The organism is Hymenobacter cyanobacteriorum, from assembly GCF_022631375.1.
Taxonomy (GTDB): Bacteria; Bacteroidota; Bacteroidia; order Cytophagales; family Hymenobacteraceae; genus Hymenobacter; species Hymenobacter cyanobacteriorum.
Window position 1 is genome coordinate 185,160 of sequence record NZ_JALBGC010000007.1, and the last position, 16,908, is coordinate 202,067.

Genomic DNA, 16,908 nt, shown 5'->3' on the forward strand with positions numbered 1-16,908 from the left:
TGCTGCTCTGCAACCAAATTACGCCCGCCAGCGCGGGGTGTGCAACGGCCGCCACAAAAAATCGAAGGGGCTCAGGACTTGCTTAAAAAGGTGCGCGAGTAGCGCAAAATGGCCTCGGAGGTTTCGGGCCGCGGGTTCCGACGTACGCCGTCGAGCGCCCGCTGGGCCAAAAGGAGGTCGGCGCAGCTGGCGGCCAAGTCCGGGTCGTGCTGCAATGCCTCCTCTACCTCGCGCTGCCTTTCAACCGGCAATTCGTTGTATACATACTGGAGCAGGGTCGAATACGGTAAAGTTTGAATCATAATGATGCAGGGAATTTGCGGTCATCTTCTTCCGCAGGTTAATCAGCGCGTAGCGCATGCGGCCCAGGGCCGTGTTGATGCTCACGCCGGTCGCGTCGGCAATTTCCTGGAAGCTCATGTCGCCGTAATGGCGCATCAGCAGCACCTCCTTTTGGGCGGCGGGCAATTCCTGGATTAACGCGCGCAGGCGTACATGGGTTTCTTCGCGGGCCAGCACGTCGTCCGGGCCGTCGTCGGCAATGGTGAGGGTGTTGGCCAGCCGGTCGTTGTCGGACAAGCTCACGTGCGGCGTGCGCTTGTTGCGGCGGAACGAATCGATGGCCATGTTGTGGGCGATGCGGCAAATCCAGGGGGCAAACTTGCCCTCTTCGTTGTAGCGCCCGCTTTTCATGGTGTGGATGGCCTTGATGAAGGTGTCCTGCAACAGGTCCTCGGCCACTTCCTCATCGCGCACGATGAGCAGAATGGTCGTGAACACACGGCTGCGATGGCGCTCCAGCAGGAGGGCGAAAGCAGATTCCTGGCCGGCCAGGTAGAGCGAAATGAGCGCGGAATCGCTCGGTTGCAAGAGGTCCATAAAGGGCTACGGTGAGAAGGGAACGTAGAGCTTTAGGCCATAGTATGCAGTTACCGGTAAATTTTTGGGGAGGCCCGCGGGGACTTGACTGTCAGGCCGCTGGAATCTTTCCAAATGTAGAGAAATGCCGCGCACTTTCGCAATACCCATTGCCGAAAAAATGACAAAATATTTTAGCCAATTGCAAGCAACCTTCCTCAAAACTTCATCTAGGCCATTTTTTTGGTTTTGGCCGTAGGCAAATCGACGAAAAAAAGTTTCTGATTGGCGAAAAAGATTTCGGCCAATTGCCCGTTTCATTCGGCCAGCCATTGATAAGCCGCCGCTTCGTCGGTGAAAAGCGCGGTGAGGTAGCCTTGCTCAATCCGCGATTTGGCGCTGATGGTGGCTACCGAGCTATCGGAGGCCTGCTGCTGCGCGCGTAGCGGAGATGCCAGGAAGGCAATGCGCACGGGCGCAGGGTAGCGGCCCACCAGCCGCGGGAAAAAGTCGTGGTTCATCCAGTAGGTGAGGGCGGGCGTGGCCAGCTCTTCGCGGCGGCGCAGGTCGAGCAGCCAGCGCCAGCAGCCCAGCGCATCGGCGGCGGCGAGGATGGCGAAATAGCCGTCGTGTAGTTCCGTTTCGCTGATTTCGCGCTGCCAGCGGGCTACCACGGCCGGCAGGTCGGGGCGGGGCGTGATGTCGAGGCCGAAGTCGGGCATGGGCGGATGAATGAGCGAGGGGAACTGTGCAAGATAGCCGAAACGCCCGCGCAATACCAGGCTGCGCCGGGGCCGGGCCTACCTTTGCCAGCGGCCGCCGTATGAGGGGGCTTTGCTGCCTATGTTGCCATCCGCTGATTCGGCCCCGGCCCACGACCCTTACGCGGCGCTGCGCGTGCCCGATTTTCGCCGGCTGGTGTCGGCCCGCACGCTGCTTACGGTGGCCACGCGGGTGCAGGGCCTGGTGGTGAGCTGGCAGATTTACCACCTCACCAACAACCCGCTGGCGCTGGGTTTGATTGGCTTGTCGGAAGCCGTGCCGAGCATTGTAGTGTCGCTGTACGCGGGCTACGTAGCCGATTCGGTGCGGCGCAAGAACATTGTGGTGGTGGCGCTGGCGGTGCTGCTGCTGTGCGCGGTGGCGCTGGCGGTGCTGGCCAGCCCTTATGGCATTGGCCTGCTGGCCAAGGATGCGCTCTACACGCTGCCGCTGTACGCGGTGATTTTTGTGAGCGGTATTGCACGGGGCTTTATGGGGCCGGCGCTGTTCTCGTTTATGCCGCAGCTGCTGCCCGACCGTGCGCTGCTGCCCAACGCCATTACCTGGAACAGCACGACGTACCAGGCGTCGTCGGTGCTGGGGCCGGCCATTGGCGGCTACCTGATTGCCGCGCTGGGCGTGGCCAACTCCTACATTGTGAGCACGACGCTGCTGGCGCTGGCGCTGGTGCAGTTTGCCCGCATCGCGGGCCGGGCGCTGCCGCCAATGGAGGGCGAAAAGCTAAGCCTGAAAGACAGCGTGCTGAGCGGGCTGCGCTTCATTTTCAGCAACCAGCTGGTGCTGGCGGCGCTGTCGCTGGATATGTTCGCGGTGCTGTTTGGCGGGGCGGTAGCGCTGCTGCCGGTATTCGCGTCGGATATTCTGAAAGTTGGCGCTACCGGCTTCGGGCAACTGGAAGCGGCCCCGGCCATTGGCTCGGTGCTGATGGCGGTTTTCCTCACCTACTTCCCGCTGAAGCGCCGGGCCGGGCGCAAGCTGTTGTGGGCCGTGGCGGGCTTCGGACTGGCCACCATTGGCTTCGCGCTGTCGAAAAACTTCTTCCTGTCGCTGTTCCTGCTGTTCCTGACGGGCGTGTTCGATTCGGTGTCGGTGATTGTGCGCTCGACGCTGATTCACATCTACACGCCGGAGTATATGAAGGGACGGGTGTCGGCGGTAAATAACATCTTCATCGGTTCGAGCAACGAGATTGGGGCTTTTGAGAGCGGTGGGGCGGCGCGGCTGCTAGGCACCGTGCGCTCGGTGGTCTTCGGTGGGCTGATGACGCTGCTGGTAGTGGCCATCACAGCCTGGCGGGCCGACAAGCTGCGCAAGCTGGAATCGGGCACGAAGTAGGCGGTAGGAAGCACCGGCCCACGGCCGCGCCCGGTGGTCAGAGCCTTCGGCGCATTTGTCCGGCGGCAGTGCCCTATTTTTGCTGAGCTACTGGTTTAGTCGCAGATGGTGGGCAGGTCGGGGTTGGTTGCAAATTGGAACATGGTTTCGAGCTGCGCGAGGGTGACCCGGTCGTTGGAAAGGGGTAGAGCAGACAACTCGGAGCGATGTACCCAACGGGCCTGCGCGGTTTCGGCGGTTTCGGCTTGCAGGGTGCCGCCCGTGGCCTGGCATAGCACGAAGGCCTTGTACACGTACCAGGGCTGCGGTGGGTGGGCGTGGCGCTTCTTGTCGAGCAAGGCCAGCAGGCGCACGGGTTGGGTTTTGAGGCCGGTTTCTTCCCAGGTTTCTTTCACGGCCACTTCGAAGGGCGTGTAGCCGACATCGGCCCAGCCGCCGGGCAGCGTCCAGCGGTTGCCGTCCGATTTTTCCTGCACCATCAGCAGCTCATCGGAGCCCCGAAACAGCACGGCCCGCACATCGACCTTGGGCGTGGGATAACTGGTTTCGTTGGCAAATAAGGCGTTGAGCCGGGCGACGGGCTCGCCGGTGAGCAGCGCCATCAGGCGCAGGCTCAGGCGGTGTACTTCCTCGTATCGTTCGAGGTCGTAGGAATTGGGCTCGTAGGCCAGGCCGGCCTGGGCAATGGCTTGCAGGCGTTGCGCAATGCTAAGAAAGTCAAAAGCAGGGTCCATTTGGGGGGAGGGCAGAAAAATTAAAATGCGTCGCCGCTTAATAACGCCGCGTACTGCTCGGGCGTGTCCACATCGAGCAAGCCCGCCGGAAAAACCACACGTCCCACGGCCGCGCCCCGGCCCGCAATGAGACGCCCCGCTCCCTGCTGCCCTTGCAGCTGAAGTAGCTCCGGCAGCAGCGCGCGGGCAAAAATGGCGGGCACGCCGAGCGTGTCGCCATAAGCTGCGGCCACGATGGGCGCTTGCGTTTGCTGCTGTTGCGCCACCAGCTGCCGCAGCAGCTCTGGCGTTACTAATGGCTGGTCGGTGAGCATAACGAGCACGGCGCGGGGCTGCGCCGGGGCCACGGCCGCCAAGCCGATTTTAATAGAGGAGGCCATGCCTGACTCCCAGTTTTCATTCCGCACAGCCTGGATGGGCAGGCCGGCTACTTCGGCCAGCAATTCTTCATGCAAGGCTCCGGTCACGAGCACCACGGGCGTGCAGCCGCTGGCTACGGCCGTTTCGGCGGCGTGGCGGAGCAGGGTGCGGCCGTGGTAGGGCAGGAGCTGCTTGGGCCGGCCCATGCGGGTGGAGGCCCCGGCAGCCAGCAACAGCAACGCCACCGGCCCCGACGAATCGGGAGCGGTGGCGTTGGGTTCAGATGCAATAAAATCCGGCATTACACAGCTTTCGCGCCTAAGATTTTTTCGGGCGTGAGGGGCAACTCGCGCACGCGCTTGCCTGTGGCGTGGAACACGGCGTTGGCTACGGCAGCCGATACGCCCACCATCGAAATTTCGCCGATGCCCTTAACGCCCATGGCGTTGATGTGCGGGTCGTGCTCGTCGATGAACTCCACGGTCATTTCCGGAATGTCGGCGTTCACGGGAATGTGGTAGTCGGCCAGGCTGGCGTTGGTGTAGCGCGAGAAATGCTGGTCGCGCACGGTGCCTTCCATCAGCGCCGCGCCGATGCCGAAAATGCTGCCGCCAATAATCTGCGAGCGGGCAGTTTTGGCGTTGAGGATGCGGCCCGCGCCGTGCACGCTCACCCAGCGCGTGACGCGCACGGTGCCGAGGTCGGGGTCGACTTTCACCTCGCAGAAGTGCGCGCCGAAAGAGTGCATGGAGTGGTGGGCGGCTTCATCCTTCTTGCTCTGGTCGGCGTTGGCGGCGGCCTGGGCGTCTTCGTAGCCGCTACCGTAGCGGCCCTGGCCGTTGCCTTCCACGTCGCTCATGTCGGCGCGCTTCATCAGGTCGGCAAAGCCTTCGCCTTTTTTCGGGTCCGATTTCAGTTGGAGGCGGCCGGCTTTGGCTTCCACGTCGGCGATTTTGGCGCGGTAGAGGGGCGACTTTTTATCGAGCACCGCCACTTTGATGAGCTTCTGCCACAAATCCTGCACGGCCATGTATACCGACGACGACACCGTGCCGGCGGCCACCGAACCGCCCGAGTTGGGCGCGGTGGGCAGCTTGGTATCGCCCAGTTCGAAGCGGACTTTGTCCATGGGCAGGCCCAGGGCGTCGCAGGCCACCTGGGTCATCACAGTGTAGGTGCCGGTGCCCAGGTCGGTAGCACCCGACTGCACCACGGCGTGGCCGTCGGCGTAGAGGCGGGCGCGGGCCGTGCCCTGCGAGTTGTGCACTGGGTAGCTGGCCGTGGCCATGCCCCAGCCCACCAGCAGGCGGCCGTCGCGGGTGGCGCCGTTTTTGGGGTTGCGCTTGCTCCAGCCAAACAACTCAGCTCCGCGGGCATAGCATTGTTTCAGGCTTTTGCTGCTCCACGGATGGCCATTGGTGGGGTCTTTCTCGGCGTAGTTGCGCAGCCGGATTTCGATGGGGTCGATGCCCAATTGGTAAGCCAAATCATCCATCGAGCTTTCGATGGCAAACGAGCCGGGGGCTTCGCCCGGGGCGCGGGTGAAGGTCGAGGTCATCACATTGGCCCGGGCCAGCTGGTACGAGGCCTCGAAGGTGGGGCACTCATACAGCATGTTGATGATTTTGCTATTCGACTCGGCGTAATTGTCCCAGGGCGACGTGGTGGAGGTTTTCTCGTGGATGAGGGCCGTAAGCTTGCCGTCCTTGGTTGCGCCAAGGCGTAGGGTTTGGGTCTGGTCTTCGCGGTGGCCCATGCCCGTGAACATCTGCGGACGCGTGAGGGCCAGCTTCACCGGCCGGCCCACAGCCTTGGCCGCCTGCACCGTGAGGATGGTGTGCGGCCAGGCCGAACCCTTGCAGCCGAAGCCGCCGCCGAGGTACTTCGTCACCACGCGCACCTGCTCGGCCGAGAGGCCCAGCATGGTGCTCACCGATTTCTGGGTGCGCGTCACGCCCTGCGTCGATTCGTAAATCGTGAGGCGGTCGGGGGCTTCCCAGTGGGCCGTGGTGGCCCCGGGCTCCATCGGGCTGTGGTGGTTGATGGCGTGCGTGTATTTGTGCGTGAGCTGCACCGGCGCGGCCGCGAAAGCCGCCTGCGCATCGCCGCGCTTCACGTGGCCATCTGCTTTGCCATCCTGAATTTTCTCGGGGTCGAAGAGTTGGGCTTTCGGGTCTTCGTAGGACGCAATGGGCTTGTCGGCTGCCACCTGCACTTTCAGCAGGGCGGCGGCATACTGGGCGCGCTCCAGCGTATCGGCGACCACCACGGCCACCGGCTGGCCGGCGTAGTGAATCTGGTCGTCGGTGAGCGGTAAGTAGCCCATGGGCGCGCCAATAGCCTTTTTGCCGTCGGCATCGTTGGGCGTTTTGGCCAGCTTGGGGATGTTCTGGTAGGTGAGAATGGCCAGCACGCCGGGCTGCTTCATGGCCGCCGTGGTATCGAAGCCGGTGATGCGGCCCTTGGCCACGTCGCTGGTTTTGATAACCGCGTGCGCCAGGCCCGGCAGGTTGTTGTACTCGGCGGCGTACTTGGCCCGGCCCATCACCTTGTCGCGGCCGTCCACGCGGTTCAGCGGCTTGCCCACCACGCCGGCGGTGGGGTTGGTTTCGAAAAATTTCGGTTCGGTATCCATGTTTTAAGCTGTTAGCCTATAGCAGTTAGCTATTAGCTTTTTTGTTGGAATTGGTCAGCGATGACTGCTTTGGCGTGAGCTAACAGCTAATGGCTATGAGCTAACAGCTAATAATGCCTGCACCAGCGTATTCTGGGCCAGCTCTACTTTGTAGCGGTTGTCGTCGTGCGGCTGGGCCCCACGCAACGCGGCAGCCGCGGCAGCCCGGAAGGTGGCTTCAGTAGCCGGCGCGCCGGTGAGCACCTTTTCAGCCTCGGGGCTGCGCCAGGGCTTGGTGCCCACGCCGCCCAGCGCCACGCGGGCCGAGCGGATGGTACCACCCTGCACATCTAGGCCCACGGCGGCCGAGGCCAGCGCGTAGGCGTAGCTGGTGCGCTCGCGCACTTTTAGGTAAGTCGAGCGGCGGGCGTGGGCGGTGTTTGGGATGGTCACGGCCACAATCAATTCGCCGGGCTCCAGCACGGTTTCGCGCTGCGGGGTGCGGCCGGGCAGCACGTAGAATTCGGTGACGGGCACGCGGCGCTGCTTGCCTTTGGCGTTTTCCAGCGTCAGCACGGCATCGAAGGCGGCCAGGGCCACGGCCAGGTCGCCGGGGTAGGCGGTGGCAATGCAGGCGTCGCTCACGCCTAGAATGGCGAGGTTGTGGTTGTCGCCGGCAATGGCGGGACAGCCCGAGCCGGGCACCCGCTTGTTGCACGGAAACGCCGCGTCGCGGAAGTAGCCGCAGCGCGTGCGCTGCAGCATATTGCCCCCAATGCTGGCCATGTTGCGCAGCTGCGGCGAAGCCGCCAGCAGCAGCGACTCCGACACCGCCGGGTAGTTCTGTACTACCAGCGGGTGCTCGCCCACGTCGCTCATGCGCTCCATCGCGCCGATGCGCAGCCCGTCGGCCGTCTGCTCAATGCCCTTAAAGGGCAGCAGGTTGATGTCGACCAGTTGGGCGTGTTCCTCTAGGTTGGCCTTCATCAGGTCGAGCAGCGTGGTGCCGCCTGCGATGTAGGCCGACTGGGCGGTGCCGGCCCGGCTGGCGGTAGCTTCTTTGGCCGAGCTGGCCTGGGTGTAGCTGAAGTTGTTCATAGCTCTTAGTCGTTAGTCATAAGTATTGAGCAGGAAGAATTTAATAGAAAATGGCGGCTTAATTCTGTCGCTCATCTCACTACTCAATACTTTTTACTCACTACTATTCTTATCCCTTAAACCCACTCTGCTCGACCTGACGGATGGCGGCCACAATGTTAGGGTAGGCCCCGCAGCGGCAGAGGTTACCGCTCATCCATTCGCGTACGCTGTCGTCGGTTTTGGCGTGGCCCTCCTTCAGGCAGGCTACGCCCGACATGAGCTGGCCCGGCGTGCAGTAGCCGCACTGGAAACCGTCGTGGTCGATAAAGGCCTGCTGTAGTGGATGCAGCTCTTCGCCTTTGGCGAGGCCTTCCACGGTAGTGATTTCCTTGTTTTGCACCATCACGGCCAGCGTGAGGCAGCTGTTCACGCGCTTGCCGTCGACGAGCACGGTGCAGGCGCCGCACTGGCCGTGGTCGCAACCCTTTTTGGTGCCGGTGAGGTCGAGGCGCTCGCGCAGAGCGTCGAGCAGCGTCACGCGGGGCTCGGCCTGCATGGTGCGCACGGTGCCGTTCACTTTCAAGCGCATTTCGGTCACGCCCTCCACTTTTTTCGACATCGCCGTGAGGCGCTCGGCCTGGCTGATGAGCGGCGGGGCCAGGGCCAGGCCCAGCAAGCCGCCGGCCTGCTTGATAAAGGAGCGGCGGCCGTCCTGTTCGGGCTGGGCAGCCGGTTCGGGCGTGTTAGAATCCATCATAGCGGTAACTGAGGGCTGAATTGATAAAGCAAACCGGCTCGGGAGCTTTTGGTTGGCGAGCGTCGAGGCGGGTCGCTCTGCTTTGTTCAACCGCTTAGTACGCAAATGCAATTACCTGCGGTTACCCCGTGCCATGAATTTTTGGTGAGATTCGGCCCAAGCTTTTGTTGACGTACCAAATAACTTGCAGTCAGTAAAAGGACTAAATAAGGCAATTGCTGAGGTTTGTGCCCGAATAAAAAACATCGCCCCTGCAAGCGCGACACCGCGGAAGCAGCAGTAGCCGCTACTCGAAACGCAGGTAGGGGCGCATCTTTTCCACATCTTCCGGCTTCAGCACGGGCACTTTCTTCAAGTCCTCCAGGCTGCGGAAGGGGCCGTGCTGCTGGCGGTAAGCTACAATGAGCCGGGCTTTGGGCTTGCCGATATAGGGGTGCAGGTACATCTCATCGAAGGTGGCCGTGTTCACATTCACGCCCTGCGGAGCGAAGCCGGGGGCCACGAAGGTGTATTTCTTCAAACTGTCGCGCAGGTCGGGCGCGTCGCGCAGCACAAATACTTCGTCGAGTTGGTCTTCGCGCAGGTAGCCGCCGAGCTGGTTGCGGTACTTCACCACCCACTTGGCCCGGCCCGACCCAATGCCGCGAATCTGCATCAGCTGCGTGGTGTCGGCCCGGTTCAGGTCGAAAGGCTGAAGGTTGCGGGGCTTGCGCGGGAATTTGCCGAGCGCGGCCTCGCCGCTGGCGCTGGCGAAAGGCGGAAACTTGCCATCGGGGCCGGGCCGGTTGCTGGCATACTCGCGCTTGGGTGCCTCGTCGGGCAGCTGCATAAAGGGCGCTAGGCGTTGGTATACCGAATCCTCCAGCCCATACATCTTCTTCAACTGAGCTTTGGCTTTAAAGCCGCCGGCAGCCTCACCATATTTCACGATGCGAGCCGCCACGAAATGCGGGACGCCGCGTGCCTCCCAGCCTTCAGCCGTGAGCGTGTTGGGGTCGAAAGGCGCCAGCCGCACCTGCGCCACCACGGGGTAGCGCGCGCCGCTGCGCTCAAACTTTTTGAACTCTCTTTTCGGGTAGCGGCTGGCGAAGCCGGTTTCCAGCGTGCGGTGCGCTTTGAGCTGCGCGGTCATTTCGTTCAGGGCCTTCTGGTCCTCAGCGGGCAGGTAGCTGGGCAGCTCGGGGCGCAGCAGCAGCGGCGCGACGATAAACACCAGCATAAGCAGCAGCAGGCCCACCGTGCCCCGGGCCTCGGCCCGCGAGTAGCCGAAGGAGCGCCGCAGCCAGTGCAGCGGGTTCAGACGAGCCCAAAGCCGGCGAGGGCTCGGCGGGGGTGGCAATGCGGCCATGACGACGCGGTAGAGCCGGCCGAAGCCGACGATGAGGCAGGTGGAAAAGCAAGCGGCGGAAACCAGCCGAACCAGTTTCCGCCGCTGCGGCAAGTTTACAGAAAATCAGCGAAACAGCAAGGCAGTTAAGAGTTAAAAGTGAGGAGTTAAGAGTTGAAATTGCCGGTAACTCTTAACTCCTCACTTTTAACTCTTAACTCAATGTCAACTGCTGGCGCGGGCGGTGCTGGGCGTGCGGCTGGGCCGTACCGATTTGGACGGGGCCGGGCGCTTCACCGTTACGGGCACGGGGCCGCCGGGCAGGCGGGTTTCGGTGGCCACCCAGCCGTAGATGAGCTTCAGGGCCTCGGGCGAAAATACTGGCTGCTGCACGCCGTTTATCATGGGCCACTGGGCCGGGGCGGGCTGGAACAGGTGGTTTACCCCGTCGAGCTTGTAGGAAACGGCCGTGCGGTTGGCCTTGCGCAGGGCACGGTACAGCGGCGTCATGTTGCGCCGAGCGGACACTTGCAGGTCGGAAGTACCATTGAGCAGCAACACCGAGCATTGCACTTTGCCGAGCTGGGCCAACGGGTCGAAATCGAAGAAGTAGCGTGACCAGGGCGTGGTGAGCTGCACGGCGCGGGCGCGGGCCATGCCGGCATCGATGCCCGCGTTGGTGTTGCTGAGCAGGGTGGCCACTTTCAGGCGGGCCTTGGCGTTGTCGGGCGTTTGGCGGATGATGGCCACCGTGCGCTGGTACACGTCCTGGGCGGCTTTCACCTGGGCAGGGTCGGCCCCAATCAGGCGCATGATTTCGCCCTGCTGGCGCAGCAGCACGTCGTAGCCGGGCTGGCCGTAGCCGCCCAGCGACACAGCAAACGCCGGCGCGTGGCTGGGCGTGGCCGCCGCCAGCAGGGCCACGTTGCCGCCTTCGCCGTGGCCAATGAGGCCCACACGGTAGGCCGATACCAGCGGCTGGGTGCGCAGGCAGGTCATGGCCGCCTGGGCGTCGCTCACGAGGTCGGCGGTGGTGGCGTTGGCGTAGGTACCGCCCGATTTGCCCACACCGCGGTCGTCGAAGCGCAGCACGGCCACGCCGTGGCGGGTGAGGTAGTCGGCCAGTTGGCCGAACATGCGGTAGCCGTTCACGTCCACGTCGCGGCCCTGCGGGCCGGAGTCGGAGAGGAGCACGGCGGCGGCAAACGGGCCTTCGCCGGCCGGTACCGTGACGGTGCCCGCCAACTTCTGCCGGGTGACGGGGTTGGTGAAGGTCACGTCATTCACGCGATAGGGCGGCGCGGCCTTGAACTTGGTGGCTGCCACGGCCGAGGCAATGGCGCGCTTCAAGGTCATCGGGGCCGTCACGCCGGGCTGCTTCCAGGTGCCCTGGAAAGTCGCGCCGTTGTCGAGCACCTTGCCTTCGAAGCTGCTGCCCGCCTGCTCGATGCGCAGGGTCAGGTTGTCGCCCTTCAGTTCCACCTCGACGGGCATGCGGCTGATGCGCTGCTGCGGAGCGTCGAGGGCCGCGTAATAGGTGCCGTTGGTGAGCGGCACAATGGTGATGACGAGGGTGATTTCGCCGCCCAGCATCTTCAGTGGACCACGCCACTGGCCGTTGAGGGGCGCAGCAGCGGGCGGGTCGGTAGCCGCAAAAGCGGCGGTAGGTAGCAGGTAGCTTAGTAGCAGGAGCGCGCCAAGTATAAATCGAATCATGGAATCAGCCTGTTTTCAATTTGAGTAGAATGTTGTGGGGAGGCTTTGGGACGTGAAAAATACAACAAAGGTTTCTAATGCCCAATTTCAACTTCCGCAATTATCGAGCCGACGCCCGTTCAAATAAGCCAGCTGATTCCAAAAGCCGATTTCGACGCAGAAGGAAAAATTAACGCGGCGTGTGCTTGGTTATCCAGTCGCCGATGACTTGCAGCGCGGCCGGCGCAAACGTCTCTTCGATGGTACCGTATTCGGCGATGCCGCCGGTGGGCGCGGTTTGAAACAGGTGGTTCAGGCCGGGCAATTCCCTCACGGTCACGTCGCGGTTGTTGGCGGCTTTGAGGCCGGTGGTAGTGGCGGCCAGGTTGGCGGCGGCGGGCACCTGCACGTCTTTGCTGCCGCCCAGGGCCAGCACCGGACAGTGCACTTTGGGCAGGGTGAGGGCAGGACGGTCGGCCAGTAGGTGGCGGTAGGCCGGCGAAATGGCCATTTGCAGCTTTGGCTCGAATTGGGCGGCCGCGGTCGGGTTGTCGGTCAGGTGGTAGAAGGCGAGGAGCTTGGTGCGGGCCTCGGCATCGTTGGGCGTCTGCTGGATGAGCTGCGTCATGGCGCGCTGCTGCTTTTCAATGGCGGCCAGTTGCGCGATATCTGTGGTTTGCAGGCGGGCCAGGGCCAGCGACTGCTGCACAATCAGCTCATCGCCGGCAATGGCGGGGCTGGCTAGCAGCACCAGAAAATTGGGGCCGCCCGGCTGCCCGGCCGCGCCAATGGCCGCCGTGCCACCTTCGCTGTGCCCAATCAGCCCCACCTGGTTTTTGCGGATGCCGGGCTGGGCGCGCAGCCAGGCCAGCGCGGCCTGCGCATCGGTGGTGTAGTCGGCGCTGGTGGCCGTGGCGACGTTGCCGCCGCTCTGGCCCACGCCGCGGTCGTCGAAGCGCAGCACGGCGATGCCGTGGCGGGTGAGGTAGTCGGCGAGCACGGCAAAGGGCTGGTGGCCGAAGAGGGTGGAATTACGGTCTTCGGGCCCCGAGCCGGTGAGCAGCACCACGGCCGGAAACGGGCCCATGTCGGCGGGCACGGTGTAGGTGCCGGCCAGGCTGATACCGGCTTTCTCGTTGCGAAACGTCACGTCGGCTGACTGGTAAGGGAAGGGTGCGTGCGGCTGTTGGGGCCGCTTGGGGCCGGTGGCCTCACCCGCTCCAGCCCGCGTGAGGGTGAGCGGAAATGCCCGCAGCCCCTGCTGCCACTCGCCATTAAGCTGGCGGCCATCGGCCGAGCGGCGACCGGCAAACCGCGCCGCGATGGGCTTGCTTAGGCGCAGGTACACGCTGTCGCCGGGCGCCTGGAAGTCGACCACCAGGCCGGCCACGTTTTGCTCCACAATGTCGAGTTTGGCGGTGCGCGGCCCGCCGGTAGGGTCCTGGAGGTGAAAGGTGAGCTCCAGAGTGGCTACTTCGCCGCTCCAGTCGCCGCTGAGGCTGGGGCGCGGGGCCGTCTGGGCGTGGGCGGCGGAGAAGGGGAGGAGGGCGGCGAGGAGGAGCAGGTGGGGAGAAGTGGGCATGTGGGGGGCGGATACAGCTAGGCGAAGCTACTGCACGAGTTGGCTTTGCCGTTGTGCCCATGATAACGATGTAGAGACGCAACACCTCGCGTCTCGGCATTGAACGAAATCGTTCGACAATGCCTGGGCATTCCGTTCAACGAAGAGACGCGAAGTGTCGCGTCTCTACATCGTTATCATAAACCCCGCCGATGCTGCTGGGGCAACAAGTGCCAGCGCCTAACTTTAGCAGCTATGAAAAGAACCGTAATGCTCCTGCTGACCTGCCTGCTGCTGGCGTTGCGCACCGTGGCCCAAGCGCCGGTGAAGACCGCGCCGGATGATTTGGTGGTGACGGCCGAGATTGTGGGGTATGAATTCGTGGCGGCAATGAGTTCCAAAGGCAAACCTATTCAAGCTGGCAAACCGGTCTTGTCACTTAGTGCTAGAATGGCAATTCGTAATAACACTAGCCATCAAAGAGAAATTGTTGTCATGCGCTGTAGTTGGCATTGGGCATGGGCTTCAAAAGGAGCTTATTCAATTTGTGGGCCTAGCGGTTGTGACGGAAATTCTCCAGAACCTATAATTATCCCAGCAGGTCAGACTGTCGAATTTTATGATAAATTATGTGCGCAGAGCCCAACTGGCTATGCATCAGATAGTGTTAAAACATTTCAGCTAGGATTTATCGATATTATAGACAAAGACTACAAAGCATTTATTTTCAATCAACAGCTTTCGCGCGAGCCAGCGATTTACTGGAGTAATGTGTTGCAGGATGATGCCCGTCCTATTGCTACCGAGGAGGTGAAGCGAAAAGTGAATAGGCGTCAATACGGGTTGTTGGGTAAGGAGGAATAATGCACCCCCGCCCCGCCCGTACCTTCGTAGCCCCGCCACAGCCGCCCCGCCGAAACCTTCCGGCCCGGTTTCGCTGTTAGTTCGTTTATGCCCAAAAAAGACGCTTTGCAAGTTTCGGCCCCCGCCGACAACGCCATTGATAACCTCGACCCGCGCGAATTTATCCTCATCAAAAACGCCCGGGTTCACAACCTCAAAAACCTCAGCGTGGCCCTGCCGCGCAACCAGTTCATCGTCGTCACGGGCCTCTCGGGCTCGGGCAAATCCAGCCTCGCCTTCGATACCTTGTATGCGGAAGGCCAGCGCATGTACGTGGAAAGCCTGAGCAGCTACGCCCGCCAGTTTCTGGGCCGCATGGACAAGCCCGACGTGGACTACATCCGGGGCATTTCGCCGGCCATTGCCATCGAGCAGAAGGTCAGCATCAAGAACAACCGCTCGACGGTGGGCACCAGCACCGAGATTTACGACTACCTCAAGCTGCTGTTTGCGCGGGTGGGCAAAACATTTTCGCCGGTGAGCGGCGAGCAGGTGCGCAAGGATAATGTGGCCGACGTGGTCGATTTCCTGGCCGCGCAGCCCGACGGCACCCGGGCCATGATTCTGGCCCCGCTGCACCGGCCCGACAAGTCGCGGCCCATGAGCAAGGAGCTGGATTTGCTGCTGCAAAAAGGCTACAGCCGCGTGGTGGTGAACGGCGAAACCGCCCAGATTGAGGACCTGATTGCCGAAGGCCAGCCCGAGGTGAAGGGCGACGTCTACATCATGATTGACCGCGCCGTGCTCCGGCCCGATGACGAGGACCTGCTCTTCCGCCTGTCCGACTCGGTGCAAACCGCGTTTTTCGAAGGCCACGGCACTTGCCTGGTGCAGATGTCCGGCGCCGACCGCGAGCCCGAAACCCGCACCTTCTCCGACAAATTCGAACTCGACGGCATTACGTTCGAGGAGCCCAGCGTCAATTTCTTCTCCTTCAATAACCCCTACGGCGCGTGCCAGACCTGCGAGGGTTTCGGCTCGGTGCTGGGGATTGACGAGGATTTGGTGATACCGGACAAGAGCCTGACGGTGTACGAAGGCGCGATTGCGCCTTGGCGCACCGAGAAGCAGGGCGAGTGGCTGAAGCCGCTGCTGAAAAACGGTATCCGCTTCGATTTCCCCATTCACCGGCCATACAACGAGCTCAGCCAGGCCGAGCAGCGTCTGCTCTGGACCGGCAACAAGTTCTTCCAGGGCCTCGATTCTTACTTCAAGTGGGTGAGCGAGCAGACCCACAAAATCCAGTACCGCGTGCTGCAAAGCCGCTACCGGGGCCGCACCACCTGCCCCGACTGCCGCGGCACCCGCCTGCGCAAAGATGCCCAGTACGTGCGCATCGATGAGAAGAATATTGCCGACATTGTGCTACTGCCCATTTCGGAGGCGCTGAAATTCTTCGAGAACATGCGCCTGAGCGAGCACGACGCCAAAGTGGCCGAGCGCCTCGTAACGGAAATTACCAACCGCCTCGGCTACCTCAACCGCGTGGGCTTGGGCTACCTGACTTTGAACCGTTTGAGCAACACGCTGAGCGGCGGCGAGAGCCAGCGCATTTCGCTCGCCACCTCGCTGGGCTCGGCGCTGGTGGGCTCGATGTACGTGCTCGATGAGCCCAGCATCGGCCTGCACCCGAAGGATGCCGAGCAACTCATCGGTGTGCTGCGCTCCCTGCAGCAGCTTGGCAATACCGTGGTGGTGGTGGAGCACGAGGAGAAGATGATGGAGGCCGCCGACCAGATTATCGACATCGGCCCCGAAGCCGGCAGCGGCGGCGGCAACCTGATGTTTCAGGGCACCATGGACGCGTTGTTGCAGGACACGACCACCTACACCGGTCAGTACCTGAGCGGCCGCATGGAAGTGCCTGTGCCCAAGGTCCGCCGCCCCTGGCGCAATGCCTTGGAGCTGACCGGTGCCCGCGAAAACAACCTGAAAAACGTGAGCGTGAAGCTGCCGCTGGGCGTGATGACCGTGGTAACGGGCGTGTCGGGCTCGGGCAAGTCCACGCTCATCAAGCGTATTCTGGCGCCGGCCCTGATGAAGATGCTGGGCGGCGGTGCGGGCGAAAGCACCGGCAAGTTCGACCGCCTCACCGGCGTGAACGGGCAGGTGTCGCACGTTGAGTTTGTGGACCAGAACCCGATTGGCAAGTCGTCGCGCTCGAATCCGGTGACGTACGTGAAGGCCTACGACGCCATCCGGACGCTTTTTTCGGAGCAGCCGCTGGCCAAGGCGCGCGGGCTGAAGCCGTCGCACTTCAGCTTCAACGTGGACGGTGGGCGCTGCGAAGTGTGCCAGGGCGAAGGCCAGGTAAAAATCGAGATGCAGTTCATGGCCGACATCTACCTCACCTGTGAGGGTTGCGGCGGCCACAAATTCAAGCAGGACATTCTGGAAATTAAATACCAGGATAAGAGCATTGATGAGGTGCTGGAAATGACGGTCTCCGACGCCGTGCAGTTCTTTCAGGCGCAGCCCAAAGTAGCCGAGCGCCTCAAGCCGCTGGAAGACGTGGGCCTGGGCTACATCCGCCTCGGGCAGTCGGCCAACACGCTGAGTGGCGGCGAGGCCCAGCGCGTGAAGCTGGCCTCGTTCCTCACCAAAGGCGCTACGCTGCAGCAGGATAAGATTCTGTTCATCTTCGACGAGCCCAGCACCGGCCTGCACTTCCACGACATTGCCAAGCTGCTGGGCGCGCTCAATGCCCTCATCGAGCAGGGCAACTCCGTGCTCATCATCGAGCACAACGTCGACATCATCAAGTGCGCCGACTGGATTATTGACCTCGGCCCCGAGGGCGGCCTGAATGGCGGCCACCTGCTGTTCGAAGGCACGCCCGAGGACATGGTGAAACTGAAAGAAACCAACCACACGGCGCGTTTCCTGGCCGAAAAGGTGTAA

The 16,908-nt window shown here is 62.5% G+C and carries 14 protein-coding genes; 3 read left to right on the forward strand and 11 right to left on the reverse strand.

Annotated features, from left to right (window positions below):
- Positions 1-71: 71 nt before the first annotated feature.
- From MON38_RS21815 to MON38_RS21825, 3 genes are all read right to left on the reverse strand, one after another.
- Positions 72-302, reverse strand: coding sequence for an anti-sigma factor (locus tag MON38_RS21815; RefSeq protein WP_241938277.1), 231 nt, complete (start codon positions 300-302; stop codon positions 72-74).
- Positions 241-879: an RNA polymerase sigma factor gene (locus MON38_RS21820; protein ID WP_241938278.1), complete on the reverse strand. Its 639-nt coding sequence runs from the start codon at positions 877-879 to the stop codon at positions 241-243. The genes MON38_RS21815 and MON38_RS21820 overlap by 62 nt, the downstream gene beginning before the upstream one ends.
- A gap of 296 nt (positions 880-1,175) precedes the next feature.
- Positions 1,176-1,580 carry a hypothetical protein gene (locus MON38_RS21825; RefSeq protein WP_241938279.1) on the reverse strand — a complete coding sequence of 135 codons (405 nt, stop codon included), beginning with the start codon at positions 1,578-1,580 and terminating at the stop codon, positions 1,176-1,178.
- A 121-nt stretch (positions 1,581-1,701) separates the two neighbouring features.
- Between MON38_RS21825 and MON38_RS21830 the strand changes: the two genes are divergently transcribed.
- Positions 1,702-2,976, forward strand: coding sequence for an MFS transporter (locus MON38_RS21830; protein ID WP_241938280.1), 1,275 nt, complete (start codon positions 1,702-1,704; stop codon positions 2,974-2,976).
- A 95-nt stretch (positions 2,977-3,071) separates the two neighbouring features.
- On the opposite strand, the gene MON38_RS21835 is transcribed toward MON38_RS21830, so the two are convergent.
- The 8 genes from MON38_RS21835 to MON38_RS21870 form a co-directional block, all read right to left on the reverse strand.
- Positions 3,072-3,710 carry an NUDIX hydrolase gene (locus MON38_RS21835; protein WP_241938281.1) on the reverse strand — a complete coding sequence of 213 codons (639 nt, stop codon included), beginning with the start codon at positions 3,708-3,710 and terminating at the stop codon, positions 3,072-3,074.
- A gap of 20 nt (positions 3,711-3,730) precedes the next feature.
- Positions 3,731-4,372, reverse strand: a complete 642-nt coding sequence (locus MON38_RS21840; RefSeq protein WP_241938282.1) for a nucleotidyltransferase family protein — start codon at positions 4,370-4,372, stop codon at positions 3,731-3,733.
- Positions 4,372-6,705 (reverse strand): xanthine dehydrogenase family protein molybdopterin-binding subunit, encoded by a 2,334-nt coding sequence (locus MON38_RS21845; RefSeq protein ID WP_241938283.1) that lies wholly within the window; start codon positions 6,703-6,705, stop codon positions 4,372-4,374. The genes MON38_RS21840 and MON38_RS21845 overlap by 1 nt, the downstream gene beginning before the upstream one ends.
- Before the next feature lie 93 nt (positions 6,706-6,798).
- The gene (locus tag MON38_RS21850) at positions 6,799-7,782 is read right to left on the reverse strand and encodes an FAD binding domain-containing protein (RefSeq protein WP_241938284.1); all 984 of its coding nucleotides are present in this window, start codon (positions 7,780-7,782) and stop codon (positions 6,799-6,801) included.
- Positions 7,783-7,891: 109 nt separating this feature from the next.
- Positions 7,892-8,521: a (2Fe-2S)-binding protein gene (locus tag MON38_RS21855; protein ID WP_241938285.1), complete on the reverse strand. Its 630-nt coding sequence runs from the start codon at positions 8,519-8,521 to the stop codon at positions 7,892-7,894.
- Positions 8,522-8,807: 286 nt separating this feature from the next.
- Entirely contained in the window at positions 8,808-9,869 is a 1,062-nt protein-coding gene (locus MON38_RS21860) for a ComEA family DNA-binding protein (RefSeq protein WP_241938286.1), read from the reverse strand.
- 204 nt (positions 9,870-10,073) lie between these two features.
- Positions 10,074-11,564: an alpha/beta hydrolase family protein gene (locus tag MON38_RS21865; protein ID WP_241938287.1), complete on the reverse strand. Its 1,491-nt coding sequence runs from the start codon at positions 11,562-11,564 to the stop codon at positions 10,074-10,076.
- A gap of 169 nt (positions 11,565-11,733) precedes the next feature.
- Positions 11,734-13,125, reverse strand: a complete 1,392-nt coding sequence (locus tag MON38_RS21870; RefSeq protein WP_241938288.1) for an alpha/beta hydrolase family protein — start codon at positions 13,123-13,125, stop codon at positions 11,734-11,736.
- Between the two features lie 234 nt (positions 13,126-13,359).
- Between MON38_RS21870 and MON38_RS21875 the strand changes: the two genes are divergently transcribed.
- Together MON38_RS21875 and uvrA are read left to right on the forward strand one after the other, a co-directional pair.
- Positions 13,360-13,968 (forward strand): hypothetical protein, encoded by a 609-nt coding sequence (locus MON38_RS21875; protein ID WP_241938289.1) that lies wholly within the window; start codon positions 13,360-13,362, stop codon positions 13,966-13,968.
- Positions 13,969-14,055: 87 nt separating this feature from the next.
- The gene (uvrA, locus tag MON38_RS21880) at positions 14,056-16,908 is read left to right on the forward strand and encodes an excinuclease ABC subunit UvrA (RefSeq protein ID WP_241938290.1); all 2,853 of its coding nucleotides are present in this window, start codon (positions 14,056-14,058) and stop codon (positions 16,906-16,908) included.